Source organism: Bellilinea sp., assembly GCF_053501535.1.
The window spans coordinates 1-16,974 of the sequence record NZ_JBRCOK010000069.1 but is presented as its reverse complement, the minus strand read 5'-3'; the positions used below and the strand labels follow the sequence as shown (position 1 = coordinate 16,974).

The window sequence follows — 16,974 nt, the reverse complement described above, 5'->3', positions numbered from 1 at the left end:
GCAAAAATTGGCTTGTATCCCATTCCTGCACGTGATAGACTTTAAAGTATGGACGGAAAAGTGCTGGTATTCAGCATTCATGAGCCTTTCCGAACCCTGCTGTTGAACAGTCTGAAGGGCAGCGGTTTCGGGCAGGTTGCTGCCGCCGGCCAGGTTGAGCAAGTCCGTCAGATGCTTGAGGAAAAGGGGTTTGAGGCGCTGGTGGTAGATCTGGATGCGGGCGAGGACATTCAACAGGAGTGGCTGCAACTGGTGCAGGAGGTACAGCCCTCCCGCTTGATCATCTTCCCGCCCGATAACGACCGCCTTCATCCAATTGTGGGGCTGCTTCGTCCGGAAACTGTGCTGATCAAGCCGTTTTACCTGCCGGATTTGCTGGCGGCCTTGCAAGGGAATCAGAGCGACTCATCTGCATCCCTCTCGCCTACCTTGCCCGAATCTCCCTTACCTGCACAGCCACAGCAGTTGTTATCGGATTGGTTGAAGGAATCGAATGCGCTGGGGGTGATCATTTTGCGGCAGGCTCAACCGCCTTTGCTGGTGGGAAATCTCGAAAACGAGGACTTGCGGGAAGCCGGGTTGGTTTTAGGGCGGTTCTGGCAAAATGAACGGCGCACAGACCTGGTACGCTACTTCCGTCCGCACATTGCCAATCGGGATGTGCTGCTTTACGCAACCCTGCTTTCGGAAGGTGCGCCCCTGGGGCTGCTGTTTGATGCGCACACCTCCCTGCGGGAAGCGCGCCGTGTGAGTCAGTGGTTTGTTGACCGCTGGAATGACCTGCCGCCAGAATTCTTGAAGAATAACCGGGCGTCCTCTGGAGAACTGGTTTTACCAGCTCTAGATGAGGAAGAACTGGCTCAAGCAGCGGAGGATGGTTCACTTGAGGAGGGTGAACCTCTTACCGAATTTGAGCAGGTCCGACTGGATGATTTGTTGGGTATTCTCCCTCCGCCTGACCCGCTGGAAGATGAAAAAGTGCCCTCTTCGCAAGACTGGCAGCCGGAGAGTGATTTCTTATCTTCGTTTGAAGCAGAAGCGAACGCGCTGTCACCTCAGGCGTCCGTAAAAGCAGAGCCGTCGTTTGCCGAAAGCCCGACAGCCCTGGAAGAGACCCGCCCCAGTCGAAAGACGCAACTACCTCCCCGTGGAGAAGAATTTACCGGCGAGGTACGCCAGTCCTACACTTGCATTTTACTGCCCCGTTCTCCGCAGGCAACTCTGGAAGGGGAAATCGGCGAGGAACTGCGCCGTTGGATGCCGGATTTTTGTGCTACACTGGGGTACACGCTGGAATCGCTGGATGTTGAGCCGCGTTATTGGATGTGGACGGTTAACCTGCCGCCGGCGGTATCTCCCGGGCATGTGGTGCGAATTGTGAGAGATCAAAGCGCCATTCATCTGGCAAAGTGCATTCCCGATCTGGCGGGCAAAGGCAATTTTTGGGCTTCTGCTCATCTGATCCTGCGCAGCCGAAATGCCCCGGAAACCTGGCTGATTGAGGACTTTATCATCCGCACCCGCCGCCGACAGGGATTTCTCTCCGCATGAATGGTTGCTTGTTTGCTTAAATCATCTTTCAGGTGAAACCCGATGCCGCCCATTCTTTATTTGATTGATGGACATGCTTTAGCCTACCGCACCTACTTTGCAATTACCCTTTCAGGTCAACAATTGACCACCAGCAGCGGCGAACCGACGGCCGGAATTTATGGTTTTGCCAGTGTTTTGCTGCGTTTGCTGGAACAGGAAAATCCCGAATATCTGGCGGTTGCCTTCGATACCGGAGCCACCTTCCGAAACGACCTCTATGCCGAATACAAAGCCACCCGCGCAAAAATGCCGGACGATTTGCGCCCGCAAATTGAGCGGATTCGCGAAATGGTGGATGTGTTTGGCTTTCCCCGCCTCGAGGCTGAGGGTTATGAGGCGGATGATGTTTTGGGCAGTATTGCCCGTCAGGCGGCGGAAAACGGTCTGGGGGTCAAAATTATCACCGGTGATCGGGATTTGCTGCAACTGGTCAATGATCGGGTCATCGTCAATCTGGCCGGCAGCAAACTTTCTGAGGCCCGCGATTTCGGTGTGAAAGAAGTCATCGAAACGCTGGGCATACGCCCGGAACAGGTGGTGGATTACAAAGCGCTGGTGGGGGATAAGTCGGATAACATCCCCGGGGTTGGCGGAATTGGAGAAAAAACCGCGATCACCCTGTTGCAGCAGTACGCCAATCTCGATGACATTTACGCCCATCTGGATCAGATTCCCACCCGGGTGCGAACGTTACTGGAAAAAGACCGTGATAAAGCTTACCTGAGCCGGCAACTGGCAACCATTCGTACCGACCTGCCGGTAATGCTCTCCCTGGAAAAGGCGCGCACAGGCCAGATCAATGTGGCTGGGGTGGAAGGGTTCTTCCAGCAGTTGGAGTTTCGTTCTCTGCTGCCGCGCCTTAAAAAACTGGAAAGCCGGGTTGTTCCTGCCCCCTCAGCCGGGCAGCAGTTATTGCTGTTTGGTGAACCGCTGGTCAGGATTGGAGAACCTCCGCCGCAGGATGGTGCGTGGATTACCGTTCAAACCCGCGAAGCGCTGGCAGAACTTTGCCGAAAACTTGAAAACGTGCCTGTCCTTTCGCTGGATACCGAAACTACCTCCACCGACCCGATGCGGGCAGAACTGGTTGGCCTTTCACTGGCCTTTGAAGCCGGACAGGGTTACTACCTGCCGGTGGGGCATCGTACCGGCGAGGAGCAGCTGCCCGCCGAAGAGGTTTTGAAGGCGTTACATCCGGTGTTGACCTCTTCGCAGGTTGCCAAAATCGGTCACAACCTGAAATACGATGCACTGGTGCTGGAGAATCAGGGGGTTTCGGTTGCGCCGCTGACTTTTGACACGATGATTGCTGCCTGGCTGGTGCAACCGGATAGTTACAATTTGGGGCTGAAAGAACTGGCTGAAACCTATCTTGGTGTGCAAATGACCCACATCGAAGAACTGATCGGCAAGGGAAAAAATCAGTTGACGATGGATCGTGTACCGGTTTCATCGGTTGCAGCCTACGCTGCCGCTGATGCGGAAATCTGCCTGCGGTTGATGCCTTTACTGCGCGAACGGCTCGAACAGGTCAATGCCGTCCGTTTATTCGAGGAAATTGAAATGCCGCTTGTGCCGGTGCTGGGGATGATGGAGCGCAATGGGGTCATGCTGGATGTGCCATTCCTGCAACAAATGTCGCATGAGTTGACCAGCCGTTTGTTTCAAATTGAGAAGGATATTTTCCAGGTGGTGGGGTATTCATTCAACCTCAATTCCACCCAGCAGCTATCCAAAGTGTTGTTTGAAACCCTCAAACTGGAACCGCCGGATCGGCGCAAGAAGACCACCTCCGGACATTTTTCGACTTCTGCCGGTGTGCTGGAAGAACTGCGCGATCAGCATCCGGTAGTGGAAAAAATTCTGGAATACCGCGAGCTGTCCAAGCTTAAATCCACTTATGTGGATGCCCTGCCGCAGCAAATTAATCCCCGAACCGGGCGGGTGCACACTTCTTACAATCAAACCGGCTCGGTTACCGGGCGATTGGCCTCTTCTGACCCGAATTTGCAAAATATTCCCACCCGTACCGAAACCGGGCGGCTGGTACGCAATGCTTTCATCGCAGCGCCGGGCTACCGCTTGCTGTCTGTGGACTATTCGCAGATTGAATTGAGAATTGTGGCCCACATGGCACAGGATGAAGCCATGCTGGCGGCTTTTCGCGCCGGGTTGGATATTCACGCGGCTACGGCGGCGGCTATTTATGGGGTTGAACTTGAACAGGTCACCAAAGAGCAGCGCCGTCACGCCAAGGCAATTAACTTTGGTTTGATTTATGGCATGAGTGCTTTTGGGCTGCATCGTTCCACCGGCCTCACTCTGGCAGAAGCGGAAAACTTTGTCAAAGCTTACTTTCAGCAATTCCCCGGCGTAAAAGCCTTTTTGGACGGTCTGCGCCGTCAGGCAGCTCGTCAGGGATATGTGGAAACTCTGTTGGGAAGGCGGCGTTATTTTCCCAATCTGAAGAGCAATGCCAATCCGGCCCTGCGGGCGCGGGAGGAGCGGGAGGCGATCAACGCGCCGGTTCAGGGAACGGCTGCCGACATCATGAAGCTGGCAATGGTACGCCTGCCGCCGGCCTTGAAAGAAGCGGGTCTGGGAGCGCGCATGTTACTGCAGGTACACGATGAACTGGTGCTGGAAGTGCCGGAAAACGAAAGGGATGAGACCGTGCAGGTGGTACGCGGAGTAATGGAAAATGCCTACCCTCTCTCCATCCCGCTGGTGACCGAAGCCCGCTGGGGGCATAACTGGGGTTCACTGGAGGTGTTGCCGTGAGGTTGACGCCCGGCAAGTCACCTTGCGGAATTGTTATCCGAATTTCTTTGCGTTTTGGCTGTCAATCGGTTAAAGTAATTGAGAAATAAACCATTGAGGGAATAAATCGGAGGAACATGGCTGGCGACCAGAAACGATTTGATGAAGCCATGAACAAGGGGCATTCGGCGGCCTGGGATCAGGAATGGGAGCAGGCAGCCCGCTATTATCGAGCGGCTCTGGAGGAGTATCCGGATCATCCTGCCGCGCTGAGCAATTTAGGGTTGGCGTTGTTTGAATTGCAGGATTTTGACGAAGCCCTTCAAGTCTATAAACGGGTTGCGCTGATTAACCCCGAAGATCCAATTCCGGCTGAAAAGATGGCGCGGATTTTCGAACGGCAGGGGAGATTGAATGAGGCTATCCGTGCCGGCATGCAGGCTGCTGAACTTCACCTCAAAGCCAGGGATGTGGAAAAATCCATAGAAGGCTGGCAAAGGGTGCTCAGCCTCAACCCCGAAATTTTTACGGCCCATTCGCGGCTGGCGTTGATTTACGAGCGCTTAGGCAAGAAAGCTGAGGCTGTTTCAGAACTGATAGCCTGTGCAAGTCTGATGCAGCATGCGGGGGATATTCAAAAAGCCCAACAAATTGTGTTGTATGCCCTGAAATTGATACCCGGCAGTGCCGAAGCAACACAGGCATTCCAGATGTTGAAAACCGGTCAGCCAATGCCCAAACCGCTGCGCCCCCGCGGCGGGACAGGACCGATGCGGATGGCAGAGGTCAAACAACTGGAAGCCCCTCAACAAACCAATCAACCCCCTTCGATGGATCCAATTGCCGAAACCCGCCAGCGGGCGTTAATTCAACTGGCAGAATTGCTGTTTGATACCCCGGAGGAGTTTTCCGGCGCGGAGACTTCCTCTTCACGGCGTGGAATCAACGCCTTGATGCGTGGAACGGGGGAATTGGTGCTGGATCCGTCCACCCGCACCCGTGTTTTGCTGCACATCGGACAGGCAATTGAATCGCAAACGATGGGACAGGAAAAACAGGCAGCCGAAGAACTGGAACGCGCCTATGACTTGGGCTTTTCTCATCCAGCCCTGTATTTTGATTTGGGGATGCTGCTGGCAGAAAAACAGCCTCAAAAAGCCTTGCCCATTTTGCTCAAGGCGGTCAAACATCCCGAATTTTCGCTGGCTTCTTACCTGCTGTTAGCCAAAATTTACTACCGTACCGATAATTACAAAGAGGCTGCCACGGCGTATCTTCAGGCGTTGCGTCTGGCGGATGCTGAAACGGTTGCGCTGGAGCAGCGGGAAGAACTGCGCCAGATTTACGAGCCGATCATTGAGGCACAGGCTCAGATGAGTGATATCCAGAGCTTAAAAACCCTGTGCGATACGATTGCCGATCAACTTTTGCGCGCCGACTGGCGCGAATTTCTGGCAAAGGTGCGCGAGCAGCTACCTCCGCCTTCACCTCAGTCACCCCCTTCTCCGCTGGCAAGTCTGCTGTTGGAATCGCGCAGTTCAGAGGTAATCGAAGCCATCGGAAGAATTCGGGATTTTATGCAGCAGGGCAAGTATCGTACCGCCCTGGAAGAAGCGCATTACGCCATAGATTTTGCGCCTACCTACCTGCCGCTGCACGTTCAGATTGCTGAATTGCTGGTGGCCAGCGGTCAGATTCAGGAAGCCATTGCCAAGTATCAACTGGTAGCCGATCTCTACAACGTGCGCGGGGAGGCCGGTCAGGCCATTCAGATTTTGGAGAGAATCATTCAACTTTCTCCGGCGGATATTAACACCCGAAAAAAGCTGCTGCGCATGCTCACCGAACAGGGACGGATAGATGATGCGCTCAAGCAGTATTTAGAGATCGCTGATTTTTACAATCAGCTGGCTGATCTGGATACCGCCCGTCAGACTTATCTGGATGCATTGAAGCTGGCACAGCAATCCCGCCGCAGCCGGCAGTGGGCTTACCAGCTGCTTGGCTATCTGGCGGAGATTGACATGCAGCGTCTGGAATGGCGTCAGGCACTCCGTTTTTATGAACAAATGCGTTCCCTCCAGCCCAATGACCCAACCCTGAGAACCCGTATTGTGGTTTTGAATTTTCAGGTTGGTCAGGACAAGGCGGCTTACCTCGAAGTGGATAATTTCATCAGTATTCTTGAAGGGCTGCACCAGCACGAAGCGGCCATTCAATTCGTCAAAGGAATTTTGTTTGAACAGCCGGAGAAGTTTGAATTACACCGCCGGCTGGCGGATTTATACAAACGCTCTCAGCAAATTGCTGAGGCCATTTCTGAACTGGATACGCTGGCGGAACATTATGCTGAATCAGGCAATTACGAAGCTTCCATTCTTACCGTTCAGGAAATCATCCACCTGAATCCGCCAAACCGGCAGGCTTATGAGGCTGTGCTGGAAAGATTGCGCAGGGCAGGAGGATAACGGCGGGCTAGCTCATCCGTTTACCGAGCGAGGCGGCATAAGCCACAAAGATGGCTTCGCCATCCAGCCCCAGCGCCGCATTGACCGCATCATCATCATAAGCCGCAATTGCACACACGCCGCAGCCCAAACCTTCGGCTGCCAGATACAGATTCTGGCAGATGTGACCGGCGTCCAGCAGCAGGTAACGGTATCCGCGTTCCGGATAGCGCCACTGCATGCGTTCCACGACCGCTGCCCAGAAGAAGGTCACCGCGCTGGTTGCTACCTGACGCTGGTTGAAGCAGGCCTGAGTCAGCTGTTCGTTGACATCCCCTTCAAAGTTCAAGCCCAGCAGGGCGTGTTCCAGCGCGATGTATCGGTAAATTCCCGGCTGCAGATCTTCCACGCGGTTGACCAGCAGGTAGGTTTCAAAAGCATGACGTGCGCCGGCAGACGGCACGGTTCGCAAGGTCACCGGCCGGTTGGTGACTTCTTTGACACCCTGGGTGAACCACAACAGAGCTGAAAGCTCGTTCAGTGTCAGAGATTGGCTGCTGTAACGACGCAGGGTTGTTCTTTTGGCCATTACATCCCAAAGCGAAGCGGAAGGGAGAGAAAGCCGGTCTGGGTTTATCAATGGAATCAACCTGGCAGTGGGGTCGTAGGGCAGTTCGAGTGGCGGCTGCGGTTCGCCCCGACTTTGTGGGGATTGAGGCACAAAGGCCGGTTTGGTGTTCTGCCAGAAAGTTTTACCGATCGATTCAGTCATGGGTTTCCTCCTTGTCAAATGGGGTTTGGGGGTCATTTCTAACCGGTTCTGGTTTCAAAAATCTGACGGGCGCGTCGGATTAAGCTGCCCCACATAAAAAACAACTCGGGGGTGCGCTGAATCCACAGCATGGCAGCATAAACCACGCCGCCAATTCCAACCGAGCTGAGGACGATCAGGCTGTCTCCCAGCGGCGGGTGAAATTTTAACCAGAGTGTTACCAGCAGCATCATTGCCAGGCCGCCCAACACAGCAATCTTTGTCCCAGCCAGCAATTTGCTGCCCTGTAACCCTCCAAGGCGGCGTTGCAGCAAAAACAACAACAAACTACATTCCAAAAAGGTAGCCAGTGAATTGGCCAACGCCAGCCCACCATGCGGCATCCATCCAAAGCGCTCAAACCATGCTGGAAAGGTCAGGCTGAACACGATATTGAGCGTCATTGCCCCGGCAGTTACACTGACCGGGGTGCGGGTATCATGCAGGGCGTAAAAAGCGCGCACGATGATTTCCAGAAGTGAATGGAATACCAGTCCCAATGCGTACCAAAGCAGCGCCCAGGCGACCATTTCAGTTGAACGCGGGGTAAATTCACCCCCTTCATACAACCAGCGCACCAACGGGATGCGCACGGTAATTAAACCCAATGCGGCTGGCACGGCAAGCAACAACACTCCCCGCAGGCTTTCAGAAAGTGAGGTGCGCATTTCATCCAGTTTTCCCAGCGCAGCCTGCGCAGAAAAAGTTGGCATGGCGGCAATTGCAACCGACTGGGCAATGGCAGCTTGGGGCATGAGCATGAGTGTGAAAGCCAGGGTCAGGGATGAAACGCTGCCCTCCGGCAGGCTGAGCCCGATGATGGTGTTGACGATGAAATTGATTTGCACCACGGCAACCCCTAACACCCGCGGCCCCATCAGGCGGGCCACTTCCCGCACTTCAGCCATGCGGATGCCGAGGGTGGGGATGTAGCGGCCGTTCAACCGCAACAATTGAGGAAGTTGCACACCCAGATGGAGGGCTGAGCCGACCAAAGCGCCAACAGCCAGCCGGTAAATGCCCCATTCCTGAGGCAGAAGCAACACCCCTCCGATTTGACCCAGTGAGTACATGGCCGGGGCAATGGCAGGCAGCCAGAATTTTTGATGAGCATTGAGGATGCCCATCACCAGCCCGCTCAAGCCGAAGAGGATGACGGTGGGCAGCAGCCAGCGCAGTAAAACAATGGTGGTTTGTTCCTGCCCGATGGACAGATCCGGCGCGAGGATGAACAGACCCTGTCGTACCACCTGCGGGGCAAAGAAGAAAACCAGTACTGCAATCAGTGTCAATAAGATGAACAGCAGGTTGGCTACTGCTGAAGCCAGTTTCCAGGCGGTTTGGCGTTGATCGCGGGCCAGCAGGCCGGTAAAAGTGGGGATAAAAGCCGAACCCAAAGCTCCGCTTGCCATCAGGTTAAACAACATTTCAGTCACCCGGTTGGCAGCGTTAAATGAATCCAGGTCAGCGCTGATGCCAAAGGCGCGGTAAACCAGAATGGTGCGCGCCAGCCCCAGCAATTGGGTCAATACAAAGGCTGCCATGACGGTGCCGGCAGCCCGGGCAATTTGTCGAACAGCTGAACGGGGCGGTGCAGGATCGGGGACGGTGGACATCTCTCCAATTATACTTTCAAGCCGGGTTTCGGAAGGATTTAAGCCGGTTTGGGAGGGTTTGGGATATAATTTCGAACAACATCTGCAATCCTCAAGGAGCCCGCGTGAAATTTCAAACGATCTGCGTTTTAGGTTTGGGCTATATCGGCTTGCCGACAGCCAGTACATTCGCAACGCATGGATTGAAAGTGGTGGGGGTGGATGTCAATCCCCAGATTGTCAACGGACTGCAAAACGGTCATCTGCATCTTTACGAACCCGGCCTGCGAACGCTGGTGCAGGCGGCGCTGCGTTCCGGTAATTTGATCGTTGCCCAGCAGCCACAACCGGCGGATGCGTTTATTATCGCCGTGCCGACACCATTTTATGAAGACAAGCGGGCAGACATGCGCGCTGTCCAGTCTGCCAGTGAGGCAATTGTCCCGCACCTGCGCAAGGGCAATCTGGTCATCCTTGAGTCAACCTCGCCGCCTTTGACTACGGTTAATCTGGTAGCGCCGATTCTGGAAAAAAGCGGATTGAAAGCCGGGGAGGATTTTTATCTTGCTTATTCCCCGGAACGTGTGCTGCCCGGCCAAATCTTACGCGAATTAATCGAAAACGCGCGCATCATCGGCGGCGTTAACCCCGAATCTGCGCAGGCTGGGCGGGATTTGTATTCCATCTTTGTGCGCGGGGAAATTATTCTCACCGATGCCACCACTGCCGAAATGGTCAAACTGATGGAGAATACCTACCGCGATGTCAACATCGCCATAGCCAATGAGTTTTCCCGCCTGGCGGATCGCTTTGGTGTGGACGTATGGGATGCCATTCGGCTGGCCAACCGCCATCCGCGCGTCAACATTCTTTCGCCCGGCCCTGGCGTTGGCGGACATTGCATCAGTGTGGACCCATGGTTTTTGGTGGAGGCTGCCCCGGATTTAACTCCGCTGATTCGAACCGCCCGCAAAGTCAACGACGACCAGCCGCGTTTTGTGGTGCAACTGGCGCGGCAAATTCTGGGCGACCTGAGCGGACGGCGGATTGCTGCGCTGGGACTGGCTTATAAGCCCAATGTGGACGATTTGCGCGAGAGTCCGGCGGTTGAGGTGGTGCATTTGCTGCAGTCAGCCGGGGCACAGGTTCGGGCTTTTGAGCCGTACAAAACCAATTATGCTTTCAACGGTGTGGCCAGCACGAACTCTTTACAGACCGCCATAGAAGAAGCTGAATTGCTGATTTTGCTGGTCGCTCACGACCAGTTCAAAAACCTGAATCCGCAGGAAGTGGCGAGGATGACCGCGGCAAAGATGGTTCTGGATACCGTCAATGGCTGGAAGGCGCAGGAGTGGCAGCAAGCCGGTTTTCGGGTCTTCCGCTTGGGGGTGGGGAAGACCCAATGAGTCGAAAATTGCGGGTTGTTTCCATTTTTGGCACCCGTCCGGAGGCGGTTAAAATGGCGCCGGTGGTTCAGGCGCTGGCAAACGCGCCTGAAATTGAATCACGGGTGATTGTCACCGCTCAGCACCGCCAGATGCTGGATCAGGTGCTGGAATTGTTCAATATTCAACCCGATTACGATCTGAACCTGATGCAGCCAAATCAAACGCTGGCCCAGTTGACCGCCGCCATTTTCACGCACCTGGACCCGGTGTTACGCGATCTCCAGCCGGACTGGATGCTGGTACAGGGTGATACCACCACTGTGATGGCTGCGGCGCTGCTGGGTTATTATCAACGGATTAAGGTTGGGCATGTCGAAGCCGGTTTGCGTTCCGGCGACCGCTGGCAGCCCTTCCCCGAAGAAGTCAATCGCCGGGTTGCCAGCGTGGTTGCGGATCTGCACCTTGCCCCAACCCGCCACAGCCGTGAAAACCTGCTCAGAGAGGGCGTTGAGGATTGGCGGATTGTGGTTACCGGGAATCCGGTGATTGATGCCCTTAACCAGATTGTGCGGCGTCCAATGCCGGCGAAGGCACGCCAGCTGCTGGAACAATATCAAATTGGTGAGGACGGGAAACAATTGCTGCTGGTGACCGCTCACCGGCGTGAGAACTTTGGCGAGCCGTTGGAGGCAATTTGCCACGCCCTCAAACAACTGGCAATGCGCTACAGCAAGGAAATCCAGATCATTTACCCCGTTCACTTGAACCCAAATGTGCAGGAACCGGTCTACCGCCTGCTCAGCGGTGTTCCGAACATTGCCCTGCTGCCGCCGCTGGAATACCTGACGATGGTGCATCTGCTGCAGGCTGCCCGTCTGGTGCTGACCGATTCCGGAGGCATTCAGGAAGAAGCCACCGGTTTAGGAAAACCCACGCTGGTGCTGCGGAATACAACCGAACGCCCCGAAGGAGTGGAGGCGGGGGTGTTGAAACTGGTCGGCTGGAATCCGGAAAAAATTGTCCGTGAGGCCAGCCAGCTGTTAGAGGATGAAAACGCCTACCGGGCGATGGTCAGCGCCGAAAACCCCTTCGGCGATGGACATGCTGCCGAGCGAATTGTGGCAGCCGTGCAGAATTTTAAAGAGCCGGGAGGCAGATGAGCAGCGGCAGCATCTGTCTGCTCCCCCAGATTCAGGCACTGGCCGGCCCGGCTTCTTTTTCCGCCCGCTTCAAAGCCGGCATGGCTCGCCTGGGGGTTGAGGTTCACCATGACCCGCAGCGCAGCGATACACGGGCAATTTTGATCATTGCGGGCACCCGTCACATTCTACCCATTTTGCAGGCGCGCCGCCGCGGCGTTCGGGTCGTGCAGCGCTTGAATGGCATCAACTGGATACACCGCTACCGGAAAACCGGCTGGCGGCATTATTTACGGGCGGAAGCCGGCAATTTGCTGCTGGCTTTTACCCGCCGCTTTCTGGCGGATTTTGTAGTGTATCAGAGCCACTTTGCTCACCGCTGGTGGGAGCAGACATTTGGAAAGACGCCGGTTAAAAATACGGTCATCTGGAACGGGGTGGATTTGGCGGAATTTTCTCCCCACGGGGAGGAAAGTCCACCGATCGATCGGGTCAGAGTGCAGGTGGTGGAAGGCCATCTGAAAGGCGGATTCGAAATCGGATTGGAAATTGCGGCAGGTTTTGGGGCTGCCCTTCAACAAAAGGTCAATTTACCGGTGGAGGTGGTCATTACCGGGGAGGTGAACCAGACCCATGCCAGCCGGTTGGTGCAAACCTACCCGAATTTAAGAATCCGCTTAACGGGGGTTGTTCCACCCGCACAAATTCCGGGCTTGAACCGGCAGGCGCATCTTTTTCTTTCCACCGATCTTCATGCCGCCTGTCCCAATTCGGTGATTGAAGCGCTGGCCTGCGGCACTCCCGTGGCAGCCTTTGCAACCGGCGCGCTTCCCGAACTGGTGGTGGGGGATAGCGGCCGGGTGGTGGAATATGGAAACAACCCATGGCGTGCTGAATTACCGCGTTTTGAGCCGTTGGCGGATGCCGTTTTAGAAATCCTCCGGGAACCCATGCGGTTTCGTTCGATTGCCCGGCGGATAGCAGAAGAATATTTCGATCTTGATCAAATGTGTACCGCTTATCGGCAGGTGCTGCTATAAATCACGCAGTAAGAGATTCTGCGTGCCGCGCGCAATTTCCCACGGATAGACAATGTAGGCATCGGTGATGGCGGCGTAATAATCGGGACGGGCAGTGCCGAAAAGATTGCGGTACGGGTTGAAGTGCAAAACACAGGTGTAGGGGACGCCAGCTGCAGCGGTAATGCGGTTTTTAACCGCGGTAATCGTTCGCCCGGAACCCCAAACATCATCTACGACCAGGATACGTCTGCCGCGCAGCAAATTGTTTTCCGGGAACTGTAAAAATTTCGGCCAGGCCAGCCAGCGCGTTTTTTCTTTATCGTGTTCCTGTTCCATTTCGGCCGGAAAGTCCACCGAAGCAGTCAGGATGATGCTCAACTTGAGCGCTTCCGCCAGCATTCCACCGGGAATAATTCCGCCATGGGTGATCATCACCATGGCGTCAAATTCCACTTCAAACTGGGGGATAAGATGGTCAATCAGTTTGTCAACGTCGTTCCAGGTCAACACTTCACGGCGCATGAAAAGAGATTCCTTTGGCAGGTTGGCAATATTCTATGATTAAAAATATATTATAGCAGGTTATTCCCGCAAATAGGCCTGCCAGATACAAACTCGATTGCGTCCGTTTTGCTTGGCCAAATACAGGGCGCGGTCGGCGCGATGGAAAAGCTCATCAACGCTCTGGCAGTCCTCGTCCATCTGCGCCACCCCCAGGCTGATGGTAATGTGTACTTTGGTATGACCAATATCAGTGACGCACTCCTCGGCGGACCTGCGCAGTCGTTCAGCAACTTCCACTGCATTTTTTGCATTGGTTTCCGGCAGCAGAATCACAAATTCTTCACCGCCGTAACGACCGATACTGTCACTGGCGCGGATTTGGGATCGCAAACATTGACTGAGATGAATCAAGACCTGATCGCCGGCCGTGTGTCCTAGCCGATCGTTGACATTTTTGAAGAGGTCAATATCAATCAGGATTAATGACAGGTCGCTGCCATAACGCTGGGATCGGCGCATTTCGATCTCGGCCAGTTCATAGAAATAGCGGCGGTTGTAAAAGCCGGTCAGCCCGTCGGTGATGGCGTATTGCTGAACCTGCTGAAAGAGCCGCGCATTTTCAATGGCAATGGCGGCCTGACTGGCAAAGGTTTGCCCCAGTTCGGCTTCGTTACCCCCATAGATACCGCTGTTGGAATTGTAAATGCTCAAATAGCCGATTACCTGTCCATGACCGAGCATTGGAATTCCAAGCCAGGCCTTGCCGCAGTTCAAATCCTCCAATTCCTGAAAGGGGCGGTAGGTTTCGGCGTCATCTAAATAGAGCGGATAACGATTGCGGTTAATCGCCTCAAATTGCGGGTTGCGGGCAGGGATGCGCCTGCCGAGATAATCATCGTTATTGCTGAAACCGGCTGCAGCAGCAATTTCCAGTTCGTCCTTATCCAGCAGGTACAAAAAGGCACGGTCGTAAGGGATGAGCATTTTCAGGTACTCCATCACCTGAGAGAGGACCTGACGCAGGTTCAGCACCGAGGTGAAGGCGGTCATTGCCTGACGCAGCAATTCAATTTTGGAGCGTTGTTCTTCCTCGGCTTGCTGTTTTAATTTTTGATGGGTGATATCGCGAATAATGTTCAACAAATAGCGCCGGGAAACAGGGACATAATCCGCCTGAATCCATTTCTCTTCACCGGTGGTGCGCAGCCGGCTGGGCGTTTCAATTCGCTTGGGCTTGCCGGTGCGGAAAACCTGATGAATGATTTCGGCTACATGTGGCTCATGAGAAAAGAAATCATCAACCGATATGCCGGTGAAGTCCTTAATCCGCCCCAGGGACATTTCCATGGCAGCCTGATTGAACATCATCAGGCGGACAACCCCCTGCTCGTCTTTGCGCCAGATGAGAATTGGATCGGGCAGTGAAAGAAAGTTTTGCCGGAAAATCAGATCTGTTTCGGTGGCATTACCGTTCCCATTACGCAGCAGGGACAGTTGCCGGCGTAACTGCCGGTTAAGGCGCAGCAGATATCGGGAGCGTCGGCTTTGTCGTGAATTCTGGTAAACCATTCCCCACCGAGAGGACGGTTGATTAAGACGCGGTTTTCTCGCTTGTTTCGGGTTTTGAGCGGGTGAATCGTTCGTTGTGCTGGAATCTGCCATCGGTTTCGATGATTACCTCCCCTATGCAATACCGACGCGCAGCGAAGAAAGGGTGATAATGAATTAACTATATTCATTATACCCAAATCCAGCCAGCAATACATCTGTTTGAATATTAAAATTTTCGTTAGATCTCAGCATGGACGCGTTCCATGCGTCTCAACGCCGGTGAGCGGGCGGTGTCTGACCAGGTGCTGACCCAACCCATGCGGCGCAGCGCAGAACGCAGCAGGTGATCTGCAAAAAACAGGGGAGTGCGGCGTGGGTGGGCGTAGACTGCCCGGGTTTGTTTCTGCAGCAGTGCATAGCGCAGATCCTGGGGTGTGTTTCCCCGAAAGAGTGTGCGGGCATGGCCAATGTTCCAACCAACATGTGAATCACTGCATCCAACTGTGGCAAGCCCTACCCGCTGAGCTAATCGTGCTGCCCGCAAATTGCTGCCCCGGTAAAACAAACTTGCGTTCAGGGTTTCAACTCCCAGCAGGGTCTGCTGACCGATGGGTGTTTCCAGGGCACGGCGGATGGCGGTTTCGTTCAAGCTGTGCGCGCCTAACGCCAGCGGATGAGCGGCAATCGCCAATCCGCCTGCTTCATAAACGCGTTGTAGTGTTTCGATTAAGGATTGGCCGGCGGGGATGAGGGTGCGCACAAACAGGGTCAGCAAATGCCCTTCGGCAGTGGATACCTCAATGCCAGGGATGACCCCCAACTCATATTGATAGCCGAGTTCTTCTGCACGCAGTGCACCGCGTATCTCATCATGATCGGTGATGGCGATGACATCCAATCCGGCACGGTGGGCATGTTTCAGCACTGCTTCAAGAGTAGCAGTGCCGTCATAACTGTAAATGGTGTGAATGTGCAAATCTGCCTGTCCCATAAATCCTCGCTGATTGGATTGATTCCCAAGCGTATTATCAGACAGGAAGATTAAGAACGGTTCAAAAGCGGTTTAAGAACTGGTTGTTATCCTGTAAAAAAGCGGATTGACTCACATACCGGTCAATCCGCCCACCATTCCATGAAACAGGGTGTGTTTTCAGGCAGGTGTTTGCTCTGCTAAAGCAGGTAGCGGCTTTCGATAAGATTGGAATGCATACCACAGCGCTCCCAAACCAAGCAGGGTGGCGAGCAAGCCAATAACCCAGCCCAAAATTGGGATGGCACGCAGCATAACATAGATCAGCACACCGGCCAGCAATGCCCACAAGCGGGGATTTTGTGCCTGCGGTGCAATCTGGCGTACCAGTAACTGACCGACCCAAAATGATGCGACCAGTTTACTGCCATAGGCTACCAGCAGGGTGAAGGCGGCTGTAAAAACTGCCAGGCTTGAAAAGCCAATCCCGAATATGGCGTTACTCAACCCTCCCAGGGTAATCAGGCTGAGCAGGATACCCACGCCGAAAATCACTGCGCCGGCAAGGAGAGCCCCGGCGTAGCCGCCCAATAAGCCCAGCAAACCTACCCCAGTGGAAGCCAGTGGTTGACGGTTGGCTTCGTCCACCGTGCGCTGGAAGAAATTGGGCAGCAACCACAACACCAGACCACCGAGAATTAACAATGTAATCAGATTACGCAAGAGATTGACAATCGCTTTAACAACTGGCAGGGCAAAAATGCCGCGCGGTGGTTGGGAAGGGGAGGGCTTTTGATCGGTTTGTGCCGGAACAGGGGTCTGGTAGATAATCTGGCCCGCCGGCCGGCCCTGAATGGCTGAAGATTGATCGGTGGGGCTGGTGTACTTCAAGTCTCCCCCGATGACAGCCTGAGAAGAGATGCGCAAACCTGGCCGAATCGCAGGTGGTAAACCTGGCTGCATGGGCATAAACCACATGGCGGTATCACCACTTTCGGGTGAAGAAACATCCACCACTGCATCCCCACCGATGCTGCCATTAATTTCCAGTGCTGCAGCCGAAGCCCTTAGATTGCGCTTTATTTCTCCGTTTAAGATTGCCTGATACACACCCACAAAGGTGTCGGTGTTCACGCTGGAACCGGCCATGCTTTCCAGACTGTAACCGCCGTAATATACATTTCTTCCAATTTT

General features: G+C 54.4%; 12 protein-coding genes. 6 read left to right on the top strand and 6 right to left on the bottom strand.

The genetic code is table 11. The annotated features are described in order from the left end of the window. Positions 1–48 precede the first annotated feature (48 nt). From ACWIZX_RS07485 to ACWIZX_RS07475, 3 genes are all read left to right on the top strand, one after another. A complete protein-coding gene (locus ACWIZX_RS07485; RefSeq protein ID WP_448335326.1) occupies positions 49–1,551 on the top strand; it encodes a transposase in 1,503 nt (500 codons plus the stop codon). 42 nt (positions 1,552–1,593) lie between these two features. Continuing rightward, positions 1,594–4,374: a DNA polymerase I gene (polA, locus tag ACWIZX_RS07480; RefSeq protein ID WP_448335325.1), complete on the top strand. Its 2,781-nt coding sequence runs from the start codon at positions 1,594–1,596 to the stop codon at positions 4,372–4,374. Between the two features lie 116 nt (positions 4,375–4,490). Then, the gene (locus ACWIZX_RS07475; protein ID WP_448335324.1) at positions 4,491–6,821 is read left to right on the top strand and encodes a tetratricopeptide repeat protein; all 2,331 of its coding nucleotides are present in this window, start codon (positions 4,491–4,493) and stop codon (positions 6,819–6,821) included. Between the two features lie 7 nt (positions 6,822–6,828). On the opposite strand, the gene ACWIZX_RS07470 is transcribed toward ACWIZX_RS07475, so the two are convergent. Next, on the bottom strand, positions 6,829–7,572 hold the full coding sequence (locus ACWIZX_RS07470; protein WP_322791674.1) for a SagB/ThcOx family dehydrogenase: 744 nt from the start codon (positions 7,570–7,572) through the stop codon (positions 6,829–6,831). A gap of 38 nt (positions 7,573–7,610) precedes the next feature. Continuing rightward, the gene (gene murJ, locus ACWIZX_RS07465; protein ID WP_448335323.1) at positions 7,611–9,227 is read right to left on the bottom strand and encodes a murein biosynthesis integral membrane protein MurJ; all 1,617 of its coding nucleotides are present in this window, start codon (positions 9,225–9,227) and stop codon (positions 7,611–7,613) included. A 104-nt stretch (positions 9,228–9,331) separates the two neighbouring features. Between murJ and wecC the strand changes: the two genes are divergently transcribed. The 3 genes from wecC to ACWIZX_RS07450 are packed head-to-tail and all read left to right on the top strand — an operon-like array spanning position 9,332 to position 12,773. Next, entirely contained in the window at positions 9,332–10,612 is a 1,281-nt protein-coding gene (wecC, locus tag ACWIZX_RS07460) for a UDP-N-acetyl-D-mannosamine dehydrogenase (RefSeq protein ID WP_448335322.1), read from the top strand. Positions 10,613–10,620: 8 nt separating this feature from the next. Next, entirely contained in the window at positions 10,621–11,754 is a 1,134-nt protein-coding gene (wecB, locus tag ACWIZX_RS07455; RefSeq protein ID WP_448335351.1) for a non-hydrolyzing UDP-N-acetylglucosamine 2-epimerase, read from the top strand. Beyond that, positions 11,751–12,773 (top strand): glycosyltransferase family 4 protein, encoded by a 1,023-nt coding sequence (locus tag ACWIZX_RS07450; RefSeq protein WP_448335321.1) that lies wholly within the window; start codon positions 11,751–11,753, stop codon positions 12,771–12,773. The genes wecB and ACWIZX_RS07450 overlap by 4 nt, the downstream gene beginning before the upstream one ends. On the opposite strand, the gene ACWIZX_RS07445 is transcribed toward ACWIZX_RS07450, so the two are convergent. From ACWIZX_RS07445 to ACWIZX_RS07430, 4 genes are all read right to left on the bottom strand, one after another. Beyond that, entirely contained in the window at positions 12,768–13,277 is a 510-nt protein-coding gene (locus ACWIZX_RS07445; RefSeq protein ID WP_061913974.1) for a phosphoribosyltransferase, read from the bottom strand. The genes ACWIZX_RS07450 and ACWIZX_RS07445 overlap by 6 nt on opposite strands. A 60-nt stretch (positions 13,278–13,337) precedes the next feature. Continuing rightward, positions 13,338–14,828: a diguanylate cyclase gene (locus tag ACWIZX_RS07440; RefSeq protein WP_448335320.1), complete on the bottom strand. Its 1,491-nt coding sequence runs from the start codon at positions 14,826–14,828 to the stop codon at positions 13,338–13,340. A gap of 220 nt (positions 14,829–15,048) precedes the next feature. Beyond that, entirely contained in the window at positions 15,049–15,801 is a 753-nt protein-coding gene (locus ACWIZX_RS07435; protein WP_448335319.1) for a PHP domain-containing protein, read from the bottom strand. Positions 15,802–15,960: 159 nt separating this feature from the next. Then, the coding region (locus tag ACWIZX_RS07430) for a hypothetical protein (protein WP_448335318.1) at positions 15,961–16,974 on the bottom strand (1,014 nt) is incomplete at its 5' end.

Excerpts from the sequence above, each read along its gene's own strand:
- ACWIZX_RS07435 (WP_448335319.1), bottom strand. The coding sequence starts at position 15,801 with ATGGGACAGGCAGATTTGCACATTCACACCATTTACAGTTATGACGGC.
- ACWIZX_RS07475 (WP_448335324.1), top strand. The coding sequence starts at position 4,491 with ATGGCTGGCGACCAGAAACGATTTGATGAAGCCATGAACAAGGGGCAT.
- ACWIZX_RS07440 (WP_448335320.1), bottom strand. The coding sequence starts at position 14,828 with ATGGTTTACCAGAATTCACGACAAAGCCGACGCTCCCGATATCTGCTG.
- ACWIZX_RS07485 (WP_448335326.1), top strand. The coding sequence starts at position 49 with ATGGACGGAAAAGTGCTGGTATTCAGCATTCATGAGCCTTTCCGAACC.
- polA (WP_448335325.1), top strand. The coding sequence starts at position 1,594 with ATGCCGCCCATTCTTTATTTGATTGATGGACATGCTTTAGCCTACCGC.
- ACWIZX_RS07470 (WP_322791674.1), bottom strand. The coding sequence starts at position 7,572 with ATGACTGAATCGATCGGTAAAACTTTCTGGCAGAACACCAAACCGGCC.
- murJ (WP_448335323.1), bottom strand. The coding sequence starts at position 9,227 with ATGTCCACCGTCCCCGATCCTGCACCGCCCCGTTCAGCTGTTCGACAA.
- ACWIZX_RS07450 (WP_448335321.1), top strand. The coding sequence starts at position 11,751 with ATGAGCAGCGGCAGCATCTGTCTGCTCCCCCAGATTCAGGCACTGGCC.
- ACWIZX_RS07445 (WP_061913974.1), bottom strand. The coding sequence starts at position 13,277 with ATGCGCCGTGAAGTGTTGACCTGGAACGACGTTGACAAACTGATTGAC.